General features: G+C 62.6%; 13 protein-coding genes. 4 read left to right on the top strand and 9 right to left on the bottom strand.

Annotation, left to right across the window (positions count from 1 at the left end; translation table 11 throughout):
- Positions 1-97 precede the first annotated feature (97 nt).
- Complete coding sequence (locus BRAS3843_RS42130) at positions 98-322, bottom strand: hypothetical protein (RefSeq protein ID WP_008968852.1); 225 nt, start codon at positions 320-322, stop codon at positions 98-100.
- A gap of 677 nt (positions 323-999) precedes the next feature.
- Between BRAS3843_RS42130 and BRAS3843_RS10575 the strand changes: the two genes are divergently transcribed.
- Both BRAS3843_RS10575 and BRAS3843_RS10570 read left to right on the top strand, forming a co-directional pair.
- Positions 1,000-2,877 carry a caspase family protein gene (locus tag BRAS3843_RS10575; protein ID WP_035981355.1) on the top strand — a complete coding sequence of 626 codons (1,878 nt, stop codon included), beginning with the start codon at positions 1,000-1,002 and terminating at the stop codon, positions 2,875-2,877.
- A gap of 69 nt (positions 2,878-2,946) precedes the next feature.
- Complete coding sequence (locus BRAS3843_RS10570) at positions 2,947-3,939, top strand: hypothetical protein (RefSeq protein ID WP_008968850.1); 993 nt, start codon at positions 2,947-2,949, stop codon at positions 3,937-3,939.
- Between the two features lie 39 nt (positions 3,940-3,978).
- Here the strand turns inward: BRAS3843_RS10570 and BRAS3843_RS10565 are convergent, their stop codons facing one another.
- From BRAS3843_RS10565 to BRAS3843_RS10555, 3 genes are all read right to left on the bottom strand, one after another.
- The gene (locus tag BRAS3843_RS10565) at positions 3,979-4,509 is read right to left on the bottom strand and encodes a DUF4384 domain-containing protein (RefSeq protein WP_244425240.1); all 531 of its coding nucleotides are present in this window, start codon (positions 4,507-4,509) and stop codon (positions 3,979-3,981) included.
- Positions 4,510-4,647: 138 nt separating this feature from the next.
- The gene (locus BRAS3843_RS10560; protein ID WP_008968848.1) at positions 4,648-6,444 is read right to left on the bottom strand and encodes a caspase family protein; all 1,797 of its coding nucleotides are present in this window, start codon (positions 6,442-6,444) and stop codon (positions 4,648-4,650) included.
- 135 nt (positions 6,445-6,579) lie between these two features.
- Entirely contained in the window at positions 6,580-8,289 is a 1,710-nt protein-coding gene (locus tag BRAS3843_RS10555; RefSeq protein WP_244425238.1) for a hypothetical protein, read from the bottom strand.
- A gap of 169 nt (positions 8,290-8,458) precedes the next feature.
- On the opposite strand from BRAS3843_RS10555, the gene BRAS3843_RS10550 reads away from it, so the two are divergent.
- Together BRAS3843_RS10550 and BRAS3843_RS10545 are read left to right on the top strand one after the other, a co-directional pair.
- Positions 8,459-8,740, top strand: coding sequence for a hypothetical protein (locus tag BRAS3843_RS10550; protein WP_008968846.1), 282 nt, complete (start codon positions 8,459-8,461; stop codon positions 8,738-8,740).
- Positions 8,741-8,791: 51 nt separating this feature from the next.
- Positions 8,792-9,823: a DUF4424 domain-containing protein gene (locus BRAS3843_RS10545; protein WP_008968845.1), complete on the top strand. Its 1,032-nt coding sequence runs from the start codon at positions 8,792-8,794 to the stop codon at positions 9,821-9,823.
- A 9-nt stretch (positions 9,824-9,832) separates the two neighbouring features.
- Here BRAS3843_RS10545 and BRAS3843_RS10540 read toward each other — a convergent pair whose 3' ends face one another.
- The 5 genes from BRAS3843_RS10540 to tssL all read right to left on the bottom strand — a co-directional run.
- Complete coding sequence (locus tag BRAS3843_RS10540) at positions 9,833-11,659, bottom strand: serine/threonine-protein kinase (RefSeq protein WP_008968844.1); 1,827 nt, start codon at positions 11,657-11,659, stop codon at positions 9,833-9,835.
- The gene (locus BRAS3843_RS10535; RefSeq protein WP_008968843.1) at positions 11,656-12,432 is read right to left on the bottom strand and encodes a protein phosphatase 2C domain-containing protein; all 777 of its coding nucleotides are present in this window, start codon (positions 12,430-12,432) and stop codon (positions 11,656-11,658) included. The genes BRAS3843_RS10540 and BRAS3843_RS10535 overlap by 4 nt, the downstream gene beginning before the upstream one ends.
- 6 nt (positions 12,433-12,438) lie before the next feature.
- The gene (gene tagF, locus BRAS3843_RS10530; protein WP_244425236.1) at positions 12,439-13,134 is read right to left on the bottom strand and encodes a type VI secretion system-associated protein TagF; all 696 of its coding nucleotides are present in this window, start codon (positions 13,132-13,134) and stop codon (positions 12,439-12,441) included.
- Between the two features lie 2 nt (positions 13,135-13,136).
- Complete coding sequence (gene tssM, locus BRAS3843_RS10525) at positions 13,137-16,682, bottom strand: type VI secretion system membrane subunit TssM (RefSeq protein ID WP_008968841.1); 3,546 nt, start codon at positions 16,680-16,682, stop codon at positions 13,137-13,139.
- A 42-nt stretch (positions 16,683-16,724) separates the two neighbouring features.
- Positions 16,725-17,175: type VI secretion system protein TssL, long form (tssL, locus tag BRAS3843_RS10520; RefSeq protein WP_035981352.1), on the bottom strand; the 451-nt coding region annotated here is incomplete at its 5' end.

Below are 17,175 nucleotides of genomic sequence, written 5' to 3'. Positions count from 1 at the left end.
ACTGCAAGACTGATGACCTGTCCCTTGATTTGTCCCTCAAACATATACACCAATCTGTTGGGAGTTCAGTTCGAATCTCTCCGAGCGCGCCAGTCTTTCAGCATTGCCCATCATCATCGGCCACCATCCATGTCGTCGAAAAGCCGATTGCCTTGTCGATCGAGGTCTGGCCGAGCAAGCAAATCGACGAAAGTACTAAACTCTCTTCTTGCTGGAAACCGAGGGCGTCAACCGCCAGATCGCCGGACCAGCTTTGAGCCTTTTTTGGCTTGTCGATTTGCTGATCCGTCAGGTCGCGTCCCACACTCAATCCTTTCGTCATGAGATTGCTGGGCAGCGCTGCCTATCTCTCGTCCGCATAGTCGATCTCCACGTGATCAAGGATCATGAGATGGCGAAGTTCATGAGCCCAGGCGCGTCCATTGGCGAAATCATTGGCGTACACTGAACGAAGCTAGCCGGCTCGGGATCGCTATGAAATATGAGCTCCCACCTGCTGCCGGGCTTTGAATGGCATTGACCAGATAGACGCAGCTCACGTTTCCAAATCATGAGGGAGCGGCTCTCTCCGATCACCAACATAGGGAACCTCGATCCATCCCTCTTGGCTGCGTCCGATCATCGCACTCGCCTCCTGATTTGGCGCTTGCTGCCGCCCTCACATGCCGTTCTCTGGAGCCTTATTCGAGCGGGCCCGCGCATCATTCTGCCGCACAGCGGCTAGCACCAAATTGGCAGCGAGATCAAAGCCTTGAGCTAAATCCAGCGATGACCGGAACGATGCTCCTCGTTCGGGGCAGTCGACCAACCAAAATGTTCGATGCGGGATTGAACGCCTTCCATTCGCCAAGAGACAACATGAAGAATGGATCAGGCTCGAAATTGTTACTGTACGAAAATAGCTGAGCGCCCGTAGCGTACGAATGGATTCAGCGGGCATTTTCGACGCGGCCATCTTCGCGACGCTACACTTTTCGGGCAGCTGCTGGATGTTTCGCCATGAGATTGCACAGGCACCTTCGAGTTTATCTGCTCCTTGCTGCGTCGCTGTTCCTGACGTGTCACCCGGCTTGGGCGACAAAACGTGTGGCCTTGGTCGTTGGCAATTCCAGCTATCAAAACGCTCCATTGCTTCCAAACCCGGCCAACGACGCCGGAGCTATCGCCGCGACCTTGAAGGGCGCAGGATTTGATGCGGTTGACTTGAAGCTCAACCTCGCGGCCAGTGACATGCGGCGGGCACTGAGAGATTTCGCCGATCAGGCGCGCGACGCCGATATTGCGTTGGTCTACTATGCAGGTCACGGGATCGAGATCGACGGGACGAACTATCTGATCCCGACCGACGCGCGGCTCGAACGGGACACGGATATCTATGACGAGGCGTTCTCGCTCGATCGGGTCCTGCTGGCAATCGAGCCCGCCCGGCAGCTTCGGGTGGTGATCGTCGACGCGTGCCGCAACAATCCTTTTGCCGATACGATGAAACGCACGGTTGCCTCGAGGTCGATCAGCCGCGGGCTGGCCAGGGTCGAACCCACCGTCTCCAACACGCTGATCGCGTTTGCGGCAAAGGCCGGATTAACGGCGCTCGACGGCAACAATATGAATAGTCCATACGCGGCGGCGCTCGTGAAATATATCGCAAAGCCGGGACTCGATTTGCGCAGGGCTTTCGGCTTCGTCCGCGACGACGTCTTGCAAGCCACCGGAAATCGGCAGGAGCCCTACGTGTACGGCTCGCTGGGAGGCGAGGATGTTGCGCTGGTCCCTGCTCCCAAGGCAGAGGAGCCGACGCAAGCGGCCAACCCGCAGTCGGAGATCCGTCGTGACTACGAGCTGGCCTTGCAACTGCACAACAAGGCCGCTTTGAGTGCATTCCTGACCCAGCATCCGGACGGATATTACTCAAATCTGGCCAAGCTGCAGCTTAGTCAACTCGAGGCCGAGGACGCACGTGTCGCAGCAACGGAGAAGGCGCGGCAGGCCGAAGAGCAGCAAGCCCGGCTCATGTCCCAGGACGCCCAGCGTGCCGACCGGGAAAAGGCGGCCGCGGAGCTGAAGGCCGCGGAAGAGGCCCGTATTGCCGCCGAGAAGGCAAAGCAAGCCGCGCAGGAACAGGCCGCGGAAGCCGAACGTAAGCGGGTTGCATCCGAAACCGCAATCGTCGCTGCGCTTTCCGGCAACAAGGCAAGTGTTGAGGATACCGTCCCGAATAATGCTGGAGCTGTCGCGCCCGTCCAGGATGACAAGGGTCCGAAGCTCGCCACGCTGGGCGCGGAACCGAGCCAGACCGATCTCGCCAAGACTGATATCTCGAAGGCCGATCTCGCCAAGTCACTCCAGAGCGAATTGAGCCGCGTCGGCTGTTTCACGGGTACCATCAATGGTGAATGGAATACCGCCTCGCAGCACTCGATGACCCTCTTCAACCGGCACGCGGGAACCAAACTGGACGTCAAGCTTGCAAGCCTCGACGCGCTTGACGCAATCAAACTCAGACCATCGCGAGTCTGCCCGCTGATCTGTGAGCATGGCTACCGGCCTGACGGCGACAAGTGCAGCAGGATCACCTGTGCCGAGGGCTCGTTCCTCAACGACGACAACGAATGTGAGAAGCGCCGCGGGAAGAAGCCGGTTGCGAGGCGCAATACGGACGACCATCCGGCGCGCTCGGAGCGTTCGATCCGCCCAGATGAGACTGCGGACGTTCCTCGGCGCAAGGTTACTTCCAGGTCGCAGGGAGGCGGCGGGGGCAGCGGCCAGATCTATTGTGATGCCTATCTGTGCCGTCCGGTCGCACGCGGTTGTCACCTCGAGTATCGCGGTGGCGGCGGCCCCGGCGGCAATACCGGCAACGTGCAAGTCTGCAACTAGCGGGACCGGGCACCGCCTGTCAGCTAGCCCGAATTTGCGTAAGACATCGGCCGAAGCGGAGCGACCTGCGTGGCGGCGTGTGAGCTGGAGCAGAAGGACATCAACGCCTTTCCGGGAACAACGCTTTTCACGAAGCGGCAGGCGCCCGGCATGATGCCAACGGCGGTGTATCTTCCGCCGAAACACGTAACCGCCACCACCAAGCTCGATATCGTGATCTGGCTGCACGGGTTTTACGTCAAAGACCACGAATTCCTGTTTCACAATGACCCTGCGCGACTGCGCGAGCAAGTCAGGGACTGCGGCAAGGACGTGGTGCTCATCGCGCCCTTCCTGGGCTACGAATATGCCACTGACGACGGCTTCGCCGGAAACTACAGCGTGAAGGATCTGGCAACCCCGAAATGGGGCGAACGCTACCTCGATGAGATCCTCGGGGCTCTTGCCAGCTTCCTAGGTGCTTCCTCCGCGTCCATTCCTCAGCTCCAGATCGGCAGGCTCATCATTGCGTGTCATTCCGGCGGCGGCAACGCCATGCGCAATCTCGTCGGGAGCCTCGGAAAGTATCAGTCGCATCTGAAGGCCTGTTGGGGATTTGACTGCCTTTACGGCGCCAAGGCGCAGCCGGATGATGCCACGTTCTGGTACCAGTGGTTGTCGGGACAGAACGACTGCGCCCTCGAGATCGTGTATGGTCCGTCAACCCTCCCGCAATCCGTGAAGCTCGCCCTGGTCGGACGCGGTCTGGCGACAAGCGATGGCAATCGAGCTCAGCCGCAGCGCCCCGCCCTCAAGAACCTCAACGTCAGCCTCGGCCATTACGACTCGTTTCCGGCGTTTGGCCAGATGGTCAGGGTCAACGATCTGGACCCAGCCTTCGTCGACCGCTTCATGATTCCGCAGGTCGCAGACCAACCCCGGCTGCACGACAAGCCAGCGCCGCAGCACGGGGAATTCCTCCAACACGCAATCTCGAACGTTCGCGACGCTTTTCCGTTTCCCAAGGACATTCATTACATGATCGCCCGGGGCGGCTTCTTCAACCGGCTGAGCAAATTGTAGGAGCCGGTGCCGTGACGGTCTTGGCCTCACGTGGCCCGCTCACTTGATGGAATAAGACTTGATGTCGAACGACCAGACGTTCGAGACCAGCTTTCCGCTGTCGCCGTCCGGCACGCGCAGCTCGCGGGTCCAGGCCGACAGATAGCTCAAGGCCTCGGCCTGGCCTTGCAGCTTGCGGGGCAGGTCCGGCAGATCGAGCAGTTGCACACGACGCTCGCTCAGGATCGCGACGATCACAGCGGTCCCTCCTGGGGGTGAGACGACATACTCAAACCCGCGCTGCTGCGCCGCCGGAGTCGGAACCACGAATTCGACGCCGGGCTTGACGAGATTGATGTCGCGTCCGTCCGACTGCGCCAACAGCTCGGGAGTGGGAAAGATCTGGGACATCCGCCCTTCCGCATCGACATCGACCAGAAGGAGATATCCCGGCTTTCTGGCGTTCACACCGAACGACACCTTGCTGCCGACGTTGACGGTCTGACTCGGTCTTATTTCAAGAGACACGCTTGCCGTATTGGCCTGTCCACGCTGCGCCTGTACGGGCAATAACCATGGGGTGTTCGCCATGCTGAGATGGGGCGATCTCAAAGACAGCGGTGCCGCAGACACGCTCCCTACGCTTGCAACCATCAGCAGCAGAACGCTGAGCCATGATCGCGCTTGACGGATCTGCTTCGATCGCGGCATCGCTCCCTCCCCGACAGTTCAGGGAGCGCTGAAAAAGCCGATCGAGGCGATCCGCGCGTCCGCGGGCAAATAGCGTTCAAGGCTCTTGATGACCTGCCCCGATGCACGGCGCCGATTGAGCTGCATCAGGACGGTCTCGAGATCAACCATGCGCTGCTGCGAGGTCACTGCAACGATCTGTTCCGCGCCGAACGGCTGGCCCACCCTGAGCGGTAACCGCAGGCTCGCCGATCGGGCCAGCGCCGCATCAGAACCCACGGGATACAGCACCTGCACGGTGCCGTCGCCGGACACATTGAACAGCAGCACTGCCCTTGATGCCACATCGGACAGGTCAACCTCGACGATCTGGCCAGCTCGCTGTTGTCGATCGTCCGGCGAGATACGCATCACCTGCGGAGACCGAGTCGCCATGCGCTTGAGTTCGCGAATGGCCGCGGTTCGATCAACCACCGTCGGCAAATTGGCAACATCGACCCCATAGGCGACCACATCGCCCCATGCGATCACGTCGTGGGACACAGGGTCCCAGATCAGGTCAGGATTGTCCGTCGGTTGGACCGCCTGCACGGTGACATCCTTTGGCGTCACGCCCGCAAAATAGTTCGTCTTGCCATCGAGCGCTGCCAATCGGATCGGCGCCGTGGGCCGGAGGGGCGCCGTCGCGGCGCCGCTCGGGGCCGCGTTTGTCGAAACTGCATTGGGTGCGGTGGCAAGGGCTGGAACGGGAGCTGCCTTGGCGGTGACGGCCGGCGGGGCAGACAGCGGTCCCTCACCGGGCGCCGCCGCTCCGGGCTGAGCCGAGGCTGTTCTCGCGGTTGGCCCTTGGATCAGCACGACACCGCGTGTCAATTCGAAGGCGATGTCGGTTTCCGGAGTCTGGGCCGGTGACGATATTGTCACGATGTTCTGGCGCTGGTCAGAGAGCTGATAGACCACCTGCCGAACATTGCTGAAGAGCTCCTTGAGCGTCACCTTCCCATCGTGATTGACATCCGCGCTGCCTTCCAGCGCGCGCGCGACTGCATAACTGAGAGCTCCCCGGAGCCCATTGACGCCGGGGATCGACACTTCCGGTGCCTTGGTGTGGCGGTCGACCGCGGCCAGAAACGCCGTGTGGTCGAAATCGAGCTCGGACTTCGGATCGTTGCTGTCTGTGACCGGCTTCAGTTCATCGACCAGCAGCGTGTAGCGCGGAACCTGCCGGAAGCTCATTTGCGCGGCACGCGGATCGATATCGCGGACCATTCCTCCGCCGTGGCATGTGTCAGCCACGAAGATCACCTTTGCCCCGCGCAGCTCGAACTGCCGGATGAAATGGTTGAACTCGCTGCCGAGGATACGCTCAATTGACCCGGCTGCCGTCGTTTCGAAACCCGGTAGCAGGAATACGTTTTCCATCCCATCCGGCTCCGAACCCTTGATGCGTTCCGGCTCCTGGGTGCCATGACCGGCGATCGACAGAAAGATGAGGTCGTTGTTCTTTGTCCGCTCCACGAGCGCGCCGATCTCGCGCAGGATACTTGCCCGATCGGCTTGGGCGTTGGTCAATGCGACGACATCGCCGACCCCCATCGACCTCAAGCTGGTCACGATATCGGTGGCGTCGGCGACTGCGCCCTTCAGTTTGCGCACGTGCTGATAGTCGTCGATGCCGATCACGAGGGCGCGCACGTCCCCGCCGTCCGGGTTGCTGATCGACAGGTCTCCTGCCGCGTACGCTTGCGGCATTGCCAGACCAATCAACCCGACGAGTCCAATGGTGGCGTAGAGCCGCGCAATCCAGCCATCAAGTCCCCTGGGCATCGGCATCATGATCCACCTCGACCTCTTATGGTCCGTCCCAGACGGCACCGATAAGGACATCCCAAAGCTCGCCACCAAAACGTCCGAAGCCAGGCTGGGACCGGCATTTCCTACCCATTCTGTAGCGCCAATGACGCAAGGGGTTCAGTGCCTCTTGCTTGCCGTTTTGCGAGCGGCCGGCGGCTTGGTCTCTTCATAGGCGCTCGCCGCAATCGTGGTCTGATCGTCCGCAAGGGCGCGAAAGCGGACTGGAACGTAGCCGCGCGCGAGCAGGCTCGCCAACGGATAGACGTTCCGGCAGACGCGGCCGTTGCAGCCACCAGTCGAGGATTCCATCACCTCCGCTTTGCGGTCAGGCGTGAACCGCAGGAACAACATCACATGCGAGCCCGGCTTGTTCAGCGCATCGCCAGGCTTCAGGTCCCAGGGATTTGACACGGGTGTTGCGATGGCGGGGATGGCTGCGGTCGTGTAGTGGACCGACAACCCCCACGCGGCGCTGACGAAGGCCGAACAGTCGACGCCCGCCACATCCGGCCGCGGAGCATTGCGGGTGCAGACGTTGCCGGCCAGGGTACCGCTCTCGATCCGTTGTCGGAAGTTCGCGAGCGAACCGTGGCAGCCCCAGCAATAGGGGACGCCGCGGACTTCCTGGTTCACCTTGCCCTGCAGGTACCACGGCCGGCGAACACGGTTGAATCCGGTGCATTGGCTGTCCGGATCGCTGCCGTAGTTCGCCTGCGTCAGCTTCCACTGAATACCCTCGAATGCAAACGCAGTCTCGATCGTCTGCTGGCGATTGGACGGGCGCACGGCCACTGTTGCGTTGAACTTGAGGTCAGGCTGTGCCGCCGGGGCAGTTGCTGTTCGCTGGGGCCGTACGTCGATCACCGCAACGTTGTCCAGAGGCCGGAAGCCGACGCCAACCACCTCGATGCCATCAGGCTTTGTCCGCAGAAAATAGACGTCGCCATCGCCGGAAACCGTGACGAACCGTCTGGTCAGCGGAGTGTTCTCCAAAGGCAGCTCGTAGATCCCCTCCAGGCGCCCGTTCGCGGCATAGCGTGCGACGAAGGTAGAGGCATTCTTGCCCGACGACGGAATCTCCTCGGCCAACACGTAGAAGCGGTCGCTGTTGTCAATCTCGAGAAACTCCACCGTCCCCAGCAGGTGGCGCACGTGCAGGGCGAGCTGGCCAATGATCTCGTTGCTGACCATGGTTTGGATCTCGATCCGTACGCTGGCATCACCCTTGTCCGGGATGACGTCGGCGATCACCGACCCCTTGCTTCGGGAAGCAACATATTGACGGTCCGGCTGCCGCGTCCTCTTGATGATCGCCGCCCGGGTGTTCTGATCAAGCAGGTCGGTCGCGCTGCCGGGCGGCTGTGATCCCATCTGCGCGAAAGCTGAAACGGCGACCTGATCGTCCATGCCGCGGTTCGATACCTCCTCGAGCTGGATCTCGTCGCCGCCGAGCCCGCGTGTGGACTGTCCCGGCGCCGCCTTGAGGGTCCGCACGCCGCCGTCCCAAACCATGATGTCGTCACCTTGGACGACGAGGTCGGTGGGTTGGACGTCCTTGGGCATCTTGAGGACGTCGGGGTCGGCACTCGGCTGTTTGGGATCGAACTGGAGAATACGGCCGTTGACCTGATCGAGCACGAACAGGTTGCCCTGCCCGTCCGCGGTGAGCGCCTGCGGCCCTGCGAGTTCCACGTCCTCGCCGGCCGGGATGATGCCGACCATCGAAGCAGCCGCCCCGCCGGCAAAGCTCCGCACGACCGTGTCGTCGGCCTGCACGCTGGTGGTGAAAGCGCCCGCGCCGAGGATCACTACCCAAATCCAGGTCATTCGACGAAGCATATCCGCCTCGAGTACCCCGAACCGACTGCCGCCTCGGATCGACTAATCCGAGATGCCGCGCATGCGGCGCGTCAATTAGTGGCGAGCAATCTCAATCCCGTTCAATTCTATCACTGGACGGTGATGGTCCGAACCTCTCAGCTTGCGGTGCAAAATCATGGCCAGGAACAGATTTGAGCAGGTCAATGAAGTCCAGCCCGACGCGATCACCCTGATCCTGAAGCGGGACAGTGACGGAGCCTCCGGGTCGGTCGTGCTGCCGGCCGCTGCGAGCGGGGGACGATTGACCACTGACCAGGTCAGCGCCCAATTGCCCGCTCAGGACGCTTTTCGCGGCGCAATCCGGCTGGCCAACGACTTAAAGCTCGCGATCGTGGTGTGCGATCCAGACGGAGTTTGGAAAGCCGAGTGGGGCGATCTTTACCAGGCCATCGACTGAGCCATCCCCCAACACAACCGGTGTCTGTCGCGATGCCGTAAGGAGACAAGCATGGGGAAGGAACAGTCCATCCCGTCATCGTTTCGGGCGGGGGCCTTGATGGTCGCGCTCCTGGTTGTGGTCGGCTGGCCGGCGCGGGCCAATGATTCCGCTGCCGAATTGTCGATTGGCGGGCTCCAGTTCGTTCGCACCAATGACGTGGCCATGGAGAGCGAGGACCTCCATATCGCGCTCGACAGGATCAGCGTTCGCTACCAATTCGCCAACCTCACGCCCAAGCCCGTTACACTCACTGTTGCCTTTCCACTGCCCGACATCGACCTGTCCGAGGCCGAGAACATAGCGCTGCCGTCAAACGATCCGGTCAACTTCGTCGACTTCGAGACCAAAGTCGACGGCAGTCCGGCGCCGATGACCATCGATCAGCGGGCCATGATCGGTGACAAGGATGTCACCGCCCTGCTCCGTGAGCTCAAGCTGCCGCTGCTGCCGATCGGCAGCCGCGAGATCCGGGTGGCCGATCTCCCGGTGGCGACGCGAACCCGGCTCGTGGACGACGGGCTACTGATGCCTGCCGGTATGAGCGACAATGGTCACCAGCAGTATGCGCCAGGCTGGGTCACCAGGACCTCGGCCGTGCGCCAGCAGGTATTTTCCCCCGCACGTTCTGTCATCGTCGAACACCAGTATCGGCCGAGCGTCGGCTCCAGCCCCGATACCATCCTGCGCCCCAGCCTGCGCCGTAGTAGCGCGCTTGCTCAGGAAGTCGCGCGTTACCGAAAGGAGTACTGCATCCAGGATGCCTTCCTCGCCGAGCTCGACAAACGTGCGGGCAGCGGCCAGGCCAACACCGCAAAGCTGCAGGAACGGCGCATATCATATGTGCTCAAGACCGGCGCGAATTGGGCCGGGCCGATCCGCTCGTTCAAGCTGACGATTGATCCTGGCGGCAGCGACCGCTTGGTGAGCTTCTGTCCGGGGCGGCTCAGGGCATCATCCTCGACAGGAAACATGCTTGAATATACCGCAAGCGATTTCAAGCCGGATGCGGACCTGAAGATTCTGGTGATCGGAACCTTCTGAGCCAGCCCATCAGTTCGTGAGCAGCACATAGCGCGCGGCTGCGATGATGGTCATCTTGTTGCGCTGAGCCTCGCTCAACGCCTGCAGAAAAAACGTATCGGCAGCCGTCGGTCGCGGCTGGCGCAACGAGTCCAGGACCTGCGGGGTCGCCACGACCAACAGCAATTGCGGACCGGTCGCGCGCGCGGCTGGCAGCGTAAACGAAAGCGAGTCGATGCCGGGCTTCAGAAGGTAGGACAGGCTCTGGACTTCGCCGCGATCCGACACCATGAGCAGTTCGACCACACGGTTGGCGAAGTTCTCGATGGTGCCACTGAGTGTATCGCCGGATTTCAGCTCCGTTGCTGACAGGTTGATGCGCGGCGCTCGCGCCTGATCGCTCCCGACCTGGCTCAAGAATTTGATGGCCGGGCACTGCGCCTGGGTCACTTGCCTGACGCCGACCGAAGCCTCGAAGCCCTGCTCCCGCCGGAACGCCTTGTCAAATGTATCGAACGGAGCGGTCGAGGCGCCGAAGCCTTCGATGACAGCGGCGTTCTGGCTCACGGCGACCGGCAGGACAAAGAAGCAGTCGCCCCCCGAATATTGAGCCACATATTTGCGGATGCGCTCGGCTCGCCCTGGCGCATCGAGTGCCGGGGACGGCGTCACCGCCGGTTGCTCGGGCAGCTTTGCCTGCTCTTGCGTTCCGGGCTGCGGTCCAATGCTTCCAGGCAGTGGTCCAACCGGCTCCCTCTTTTGCGGTATTGGTGTTCCCGCGAGTTTCGGAGGTGGCGGCAAGACTGCCACGGCGGGTGCCGACCAGATGAGTTCGTAGTAGGCATAGCCTGCGCCGCCGAGCAGAAGCAGCACCGCCGCCAGGCCCGAACCGAACCAAAGGCGACGCGAACTCGCCGTGGTCGATGGCACCTTGTCCTGCGCCGCCGGCGCCGCACGTTTCGGCTGCCGCGGATCGAAGCCGTACATCGGCGTGGCGGGTGTCTGAGCCGTCCCGGCCGGCATCCAGCTCGCGACCTCCGCCATGGTCGGACGCAATGCCGGATCGGGCTGCAGCATCTGCTCCAGCAAGGGCCGGATGCGCATGTCGACTGCACCGAGATCGGGGACACGCCGGCGCTTTTCCACCAGTTGAAACTGGCTGCCGCCCATGTCGAGCTTCTGTCCGGTCAACGCGTGGAACAGCACGAGACCCAGGCTGTAGACGTCGGATTTCGCGGTCACATCATTGCCGTACAGACCCACTTGTTCCGGCGATGCGTAGTTGTCCTTGCCGGCGAAGCCAGAGCCAATGATGGTCTTGTCACCCATCTGGGTCGAGCGGGCGATCCCGAAGTCAATGATCTTGGCCCGCCTGACATCGTCGAGCGGCACGATGATGTTGTCCGGGGAAACGTCGCGATGGATGATGCCGTACTCATGCGCCGCATTCAGCCCTGATGCGACGCGCTGCATCAGCCTGATCAGCGCCTCGAAGGTCAATGGCCCGTCGTCGAGCATGTTCGAGAGCGACCGGCCATTCACGAACTCCATCGCGAGGTACGGCCGCTGCAGCACCGGCTCGACGGTGAACAGAAAGTAGCGAACGATCGCGTCATGCGGAAGGTTGTGGAGCGCCCCTGCCTCCCGACGGAACAGCGCCAGCGCCGCCTCGTTGTCGACCATGTCCGGCAGCAGCATTTTCACCGCAACCGGCGATCCGGTTTGAATCTCGCGGCACTTGTAGACCTCACCCATACCGCCTGCGCCGATCATGGCTTCGATCTCGTAGATGCCGTTGAGCCGGGTGCCTGGCGGCACGCCGCGGTAGGACGATGGGAACGGATCATTCGGCGTCATGATTGCGGCTCCCGATCGAGCGGCGATCTCGTCGGCTCGGAGGATCGCGGCGCCAACAGCCGTATGACGACGATGGTCACATTGTCGAGCCCGCCGCGATCAAGAGCCAGGGCGAGCATGTCATCACAGGCCACTTGGGCGCGCCGCGTGGTCACGTACTGCAGGATCTCGTTGTCCTGCAAGTGCTTGGTCAGGCCATCGCTGCAGATCACGAAGACATCCTCCGGCTCGGCCGGGCCTGTCACCACCTCAAACTCCGGATCATCAACAACCCCGACGGCTCGGGTAATCGCATTGCTCGGCCAATCCTTCACGTCGTCGCGCGAGAGCGTACCGCCGGCGATCAATTCTTCCAGTTCACTGTGATCATGCGACACCTGGCTGATGCTGCCGCGGTTGATCAGGTAGACTCGGCTGTCGCCCGCCCATACACACGCATAATAGCCGTCGCGCACCAGCAGCACTGCCGCTGTGGTACCGATGATGGCTCCCTGTCGTTCATGACTGAGCGCCAGGATCTGCCGGTTCGCGCTGAACAGCCGCTGCTCGCATTCGGCCAGAAGGTCCGCGGCCGACCCTGGCATTGCGATCGCATCGAGCGACTGCACCACGATGCGACTGGCGAGATCGCCGGCCTCATGACCGCCCATGCCGTCGGCGACCGCCCATAACCCAACGTCGGTCCGCACCAGACATGAATCCTCGTTCCGTGGCCGCACCCGTCCGGCATGGGTGACGCTACCGACGTCGAACAAGGATGGGACGTGTACCATCGCGCATCATCCTGTCCCGGACACCGCGCGGTCGAGATCACCGGTCAGCAGTGTCGAATAGTGATATGGATCCGGCAAGCCGCGGCAACACAGCGTCATGGGCGGAAAGCCCTCGCCTCCCGCGGTCCACCAGAAGCTGGCCGCGGCGTACAGCTGTGGGTTAGCCGCGCAGAGCGCGGAGAACGACCCGGCGAATGCGTCAACTGCCGACGCCATTCCCATTGCCGCGGGACCAAGCGACTTGAGGGGCGAGCCGTCAGTTATGGTCGCCTGCAGTCGCGGCACCGCGAGGCGATCCAGCGCCGCGGAGATCTGCTCAAAGGTTGCAGTGCGATCCAGCGTCGCGAGCAGGAACGTCTCGGCCTGCCCGAACCATTCGTCCTGGGGATCGACGGCTGGCGGCAATAGTGAGGCGTCATCGCTCGCCATCGCGTGCAGCGTCAACGGATAGTACCGGCCTACCCCGTCCAGCGACGGCATGATTGCACCCGCCACCGTGGTGCCGCAGATCGCGGCGCCGAGCCAAAACCGCCACACCGGCGCGGTCAGGAACGCCTGCTGCCAACCTGATCCGAGCTGGTGGCGGCTTGCCGACAGCGAGGCCTGCACCCACGGCTCCCAGGCTTCCAGGAAGCTGCGCGGCGTCGCGATCGCGATGAAATCGCGCTTGGCGCCGATCTTGCCGAACAAGCCGCAACGCATGGTCATATTCCGGTCGGGCAACGAAACTCGCGCAGCACTGACAGGTTCAGGGGATTGCGCAACGATCCGGTCGAAATCTGATAGTTGAGCTCGCGCCCGGCAACGATGAACGTCGCGCTGGCGCTTTCCGCCTTCGCCACTAGCGAGCCCGCCTCCAGCATCCGGAACAACGACCACGGACCGATGCGCTCAAGCACGGACGGCGGGCCGGTGTCGTTGCTGACTGAAATCGCCGTCCGCGGCGACGGGCCAGGCCATAGCACGGTGGTCGGCGTGTTGCTTTGTGGCGGCTGCGGTGGTGCTGGTTGCGGACCTCCGAACAGAGACGGAGCGGCCGGCCCCGGCGTGGTTGGGCTCGTAATCGTGGTGCCGCCGATCTCGGTCTTGACGGTCACGCCTGGGCCGGCTGCCCCAGGTGGCCGGATCGCGAATGATACAGCCGGCACGCCGCCGCCCGTCTGGAAAAAAGCATCGCGGATATAGGCCGCATTCTGGAATTGTTTGAGCGTATCCGGCGAGAACGAGCGGCCGACCGGGCTCTCCTTCCGCCAGACCCAGTCCGACCGCGATGTATCGGCGTATGGCGCAAGATACTGGGAGAAAAACTTGTCCATGACCCCATTCGGACTGAACAGTTTGGCGAAGTCCGCGAGCGGGACCTCCTGGTTGCTGCTACGAACGAAGGGATAGCGGTTGGTCACCGTCTGCTGGCAGACCGGGGTGACCTGATCGCGCAAGGTCTGCAGGATCTGTCCGGCGGTCGACGCCGCGATGCTGCCCTCGAACTCCGCTGCCGCGGCGCGCAGCATGTCGGAAAATGGCGGCGGCATGCGCGAGGCATTGTTGCGGAGCGCTGCGACCTCGGTCTGCAGCGCGGCGGTGGCCTGCGCGGTCAGCTGCGGATTCTCGATGATCAGCGTCAGGTTCTGCGCAATGTCGTTCAGGTTGGCGATCGTCGAGTCGACCGGCCGGTGAGTGCTCTCGCCCTCAAGCACCGCATGGTAGGGCTTGAACTGGGCCTCGATCGTGCCTCCCGGCGGTCCATCCTGGGCATTGCTGAACAGCGCCGGCGCCGGCCCTGCGGCAGGCGCCGAGGGCGTCGCGGCGTTCGCGGGCTTCGGCCGTTCCTTGGTCAGCATCGTCTCGTCGCGCACCGATTCCAGAATTTGCCGCAATGGCGAGGTCGGCGCCGACAACGCCCTCAGCACCTCGTATTTCGGCTTGTCGGCGAGCAGCTTCTTCAGCCTGAGCGAGCCGAGTGCCGTGCGCCAGGTCGTCACGAAATCGTTGGAATAGATGTTGAGCAGATCACCCGACAGATTGTCGTACTGCTGGTCGATGACGGACTGCTGACCGGCATCACCCAAGACCCACCGCTCCCGCTTCATGCGTTCCGATAATCCGGGAAGCCGTGCGATGAACTTCTGATGGAAGCCGTTATACGTGAAGAACTCCGGCACTCGCAGGGCGTCCAACGGCTGGCCCGTCGTGGTTTCGAACACGACGGCCATGTCGGGACCGCCGCGGCGGCTGGCAATCCAGTCGCCGGCGGTCGATGCACGGGCCTCCGATTTCAGGAACTCGTAGGCACGCTGCGACACGCTCAGGCGCGCCAGGGAATTCTGGGCCTGCTTGATCAGGCGGCCGTCGAGTTCGACCAATGGCGGCTGCTCGGTCTCGAGGTCGAACATCGCGACGAGATTTTCGTCGAGCAGACGCCGCCCTTCAGCGTTGGTCGCACCGGGATAGAGGTTGTCCGCCCAGTCGCGTTGCATCCAGGAACGGATCAGCTCGCGGTCCGGCGGCTGCAGGCCGCCCAGCATCAAGTAGACCTTCAGCGCCTCGTAGACGAAGGCAGGCTCGTTGATGCGCGCATTGAGCTGCTCCTCCAGGCGATACAGCAGACGGGGCCGGAACATGCGCTCGAGCGCCGTGTGATAGGCCGTTTTCGCGGGAGACAGCAGCCGCGCGTGCTGACTGAGGCCGTAGCGCGACGACAGTGCGACCGGCTCCTCGCGCGATCCGTAGCCCGCCGGAGCGTTGCGCAGCCGGTAGAGCAGCGGCAGCACCTTGTCGAGATCGTGATCAGCGATCAGCGTCTGCTTGATGAGGGGCGCGCCGGCGGCGGCATACTCGCTATCCACCTGCAGGCTCTGCTCGATCAAATCGGAGTTGCGCTTGTAGCTCGTCAGCCACGCTGCGATCAGCCCGACCGAAACCAAGCCGATCAAGGACAGCGCTGCGGTCTTCAGGATCAGCGCGCGGCGCACCGCGGCCCGGTCGGTCGAGACCCAGTCGGCCTCGCCGATGATGACCTTGGAAATCAGATCGGCGAGGAAGTAGCTCTTGCCCGTGCCGGAATAGGATCCGGAACCGACCTCTTCCGCGCCGAACGTACGCGCCAATGAACCGATCAATTGGTCGATCGGCGTGCCCTGCTGGGTCCCCGAGGTGAAGTAGAACCCGCGCAAGTTTGCATTCACGTGATAGCGCGTCGGCTCGAAGATCTGGTTGAGGAAATCGTGGATCTGGGGCTTGAGCCGCGCCATCTGCGCCGGGAAGCCGAACAGCTGCACGCGATGCTGCGGCGTCGGCTCGTCCTGCAGACGGTCGAGCGTCTCCTCGCTCAGGCGTTCCAGCAGACGGTCGAATTCGACCGGGATCTGCCCCACGAGATTCTTGGTCTTGTCGGCGGTCTGGAACGTGGCGCCCCAAACCTGACGGCGGCCGGCCTCGCCGAGATAAGCGAAATATTCGGTGAAGCCCGCAACGAGATCAGCCTTGGTAAACAGCGCGTACACCGGGAAGCTGACCTTGAGCCTCTGATGGAGCTCGAGCAGGCGCATCCTGATGGCGTCTGCATGAAGTGCGAGCTCCTGCTTCGGCAAGGTCAAGATGTCCTCGATGCTGATGGCAACGAGGACGCCGTTGATCGGCTGGCGGGATCGACTCTTCTTCAGGATGTCCAGGAACGCCAGCCAGCTGTCCTTGTCGGCCTTGCTGTTCGAATCGTGGGTGGTGTAGCGGCCGGCGGTATCGATCAGCACCGCCTCCTCGGTGAACCACCAGTCGCAATAGCGGGTGCCACCGACCCCCGCGATCGCCGCCGGCGTCGCCCCGCGCGCGAGCGGAAATTTGAGCCCGGAATTAACCAGCGCCGTGGTCTTGCCGGCGCCGGGGGGACCGATGATGACATACCAGGGCAGATCGTAGAGGTAGCCCGACTTGTTGCCGCTGGCGGTCTTCAGCGTCGCGAGCGCATCCTTCATCCGCTCCTTGAGCACCGGCTCGTCGCTGACGGGCTGATCCGCGCCGCTGATACCGTCGGCAATCTCCTTGGCATTCTTGCGCCGCTTGAACAGATTGAGGCTGACGACGCCTGCCGCGGCCGCGGTCAGCAGCAGGATCGCGATCTGGCGGACGATATGGTTTTCCAGCGGCCGCCAGTCGCCGAATGCAACGAAAGGTCCGGCGAAATAGATCACCGCCCCGAGCGAGCTGAGCCCGACTCCATAAAGAACGATACGAAGAATGTCCTTGGCGAGCATCTAACCGTACCTGTCGCAAACCGCGTGAACTGGTGTGTCTGCCTATTCGCTGCGTTCGATAAAGATCTCGACGCGCCGGTTCTTGGCGCGTCCTTCGGTGGTCGTATTGCTGGCTATTGGCGCATCGGCGCCCTTGCCCTCGACATCGATGCGCGAGCCATCGGTCAGGCCCGGCTTCAGTGCCGCGGCAACGGCCTTGGCACGCTCCACTGACAATTCGAAGTTCGAAGGAAAGCGCACGGTGCGGATCGGCGAGCTGTCAGTATGTCCGACAACCCGGACTCGGCCCGGCTCCTTGTCGAGGGTTGCCGCGACGCGAAGTGCGACCGGCTTGAAGCCTTCGAGGATCGTGGCCTGGCCCGACGCGAACAAGGCCAGGTCGCACACCCTGATCACGATGAAGCTCGCCGTCTGGTCCGCGGTCATGGCACAGGCAGTATTCTCCTTCGCGAGCGCGTTGCGGATCCGCTGCAGCTGGGTGATACGGTCCGGT

It is taken from the genome of Bradyrhizobium sp. STM 3843 (genome assembly GCF_000239815.1).
In the GTDB taxonomy this organism is placed as follows: Bacteria; Pseudomonadota; Alphaproteobacteria; order Rhizobiales; family Xanthobacteraceae; genus Bradyrhizobium.
The sequence above is the reverse complement of the archived record's forward strand: the minus strand, read 5'-3'. Positions and strand labels throughout refer to the sequence as shown.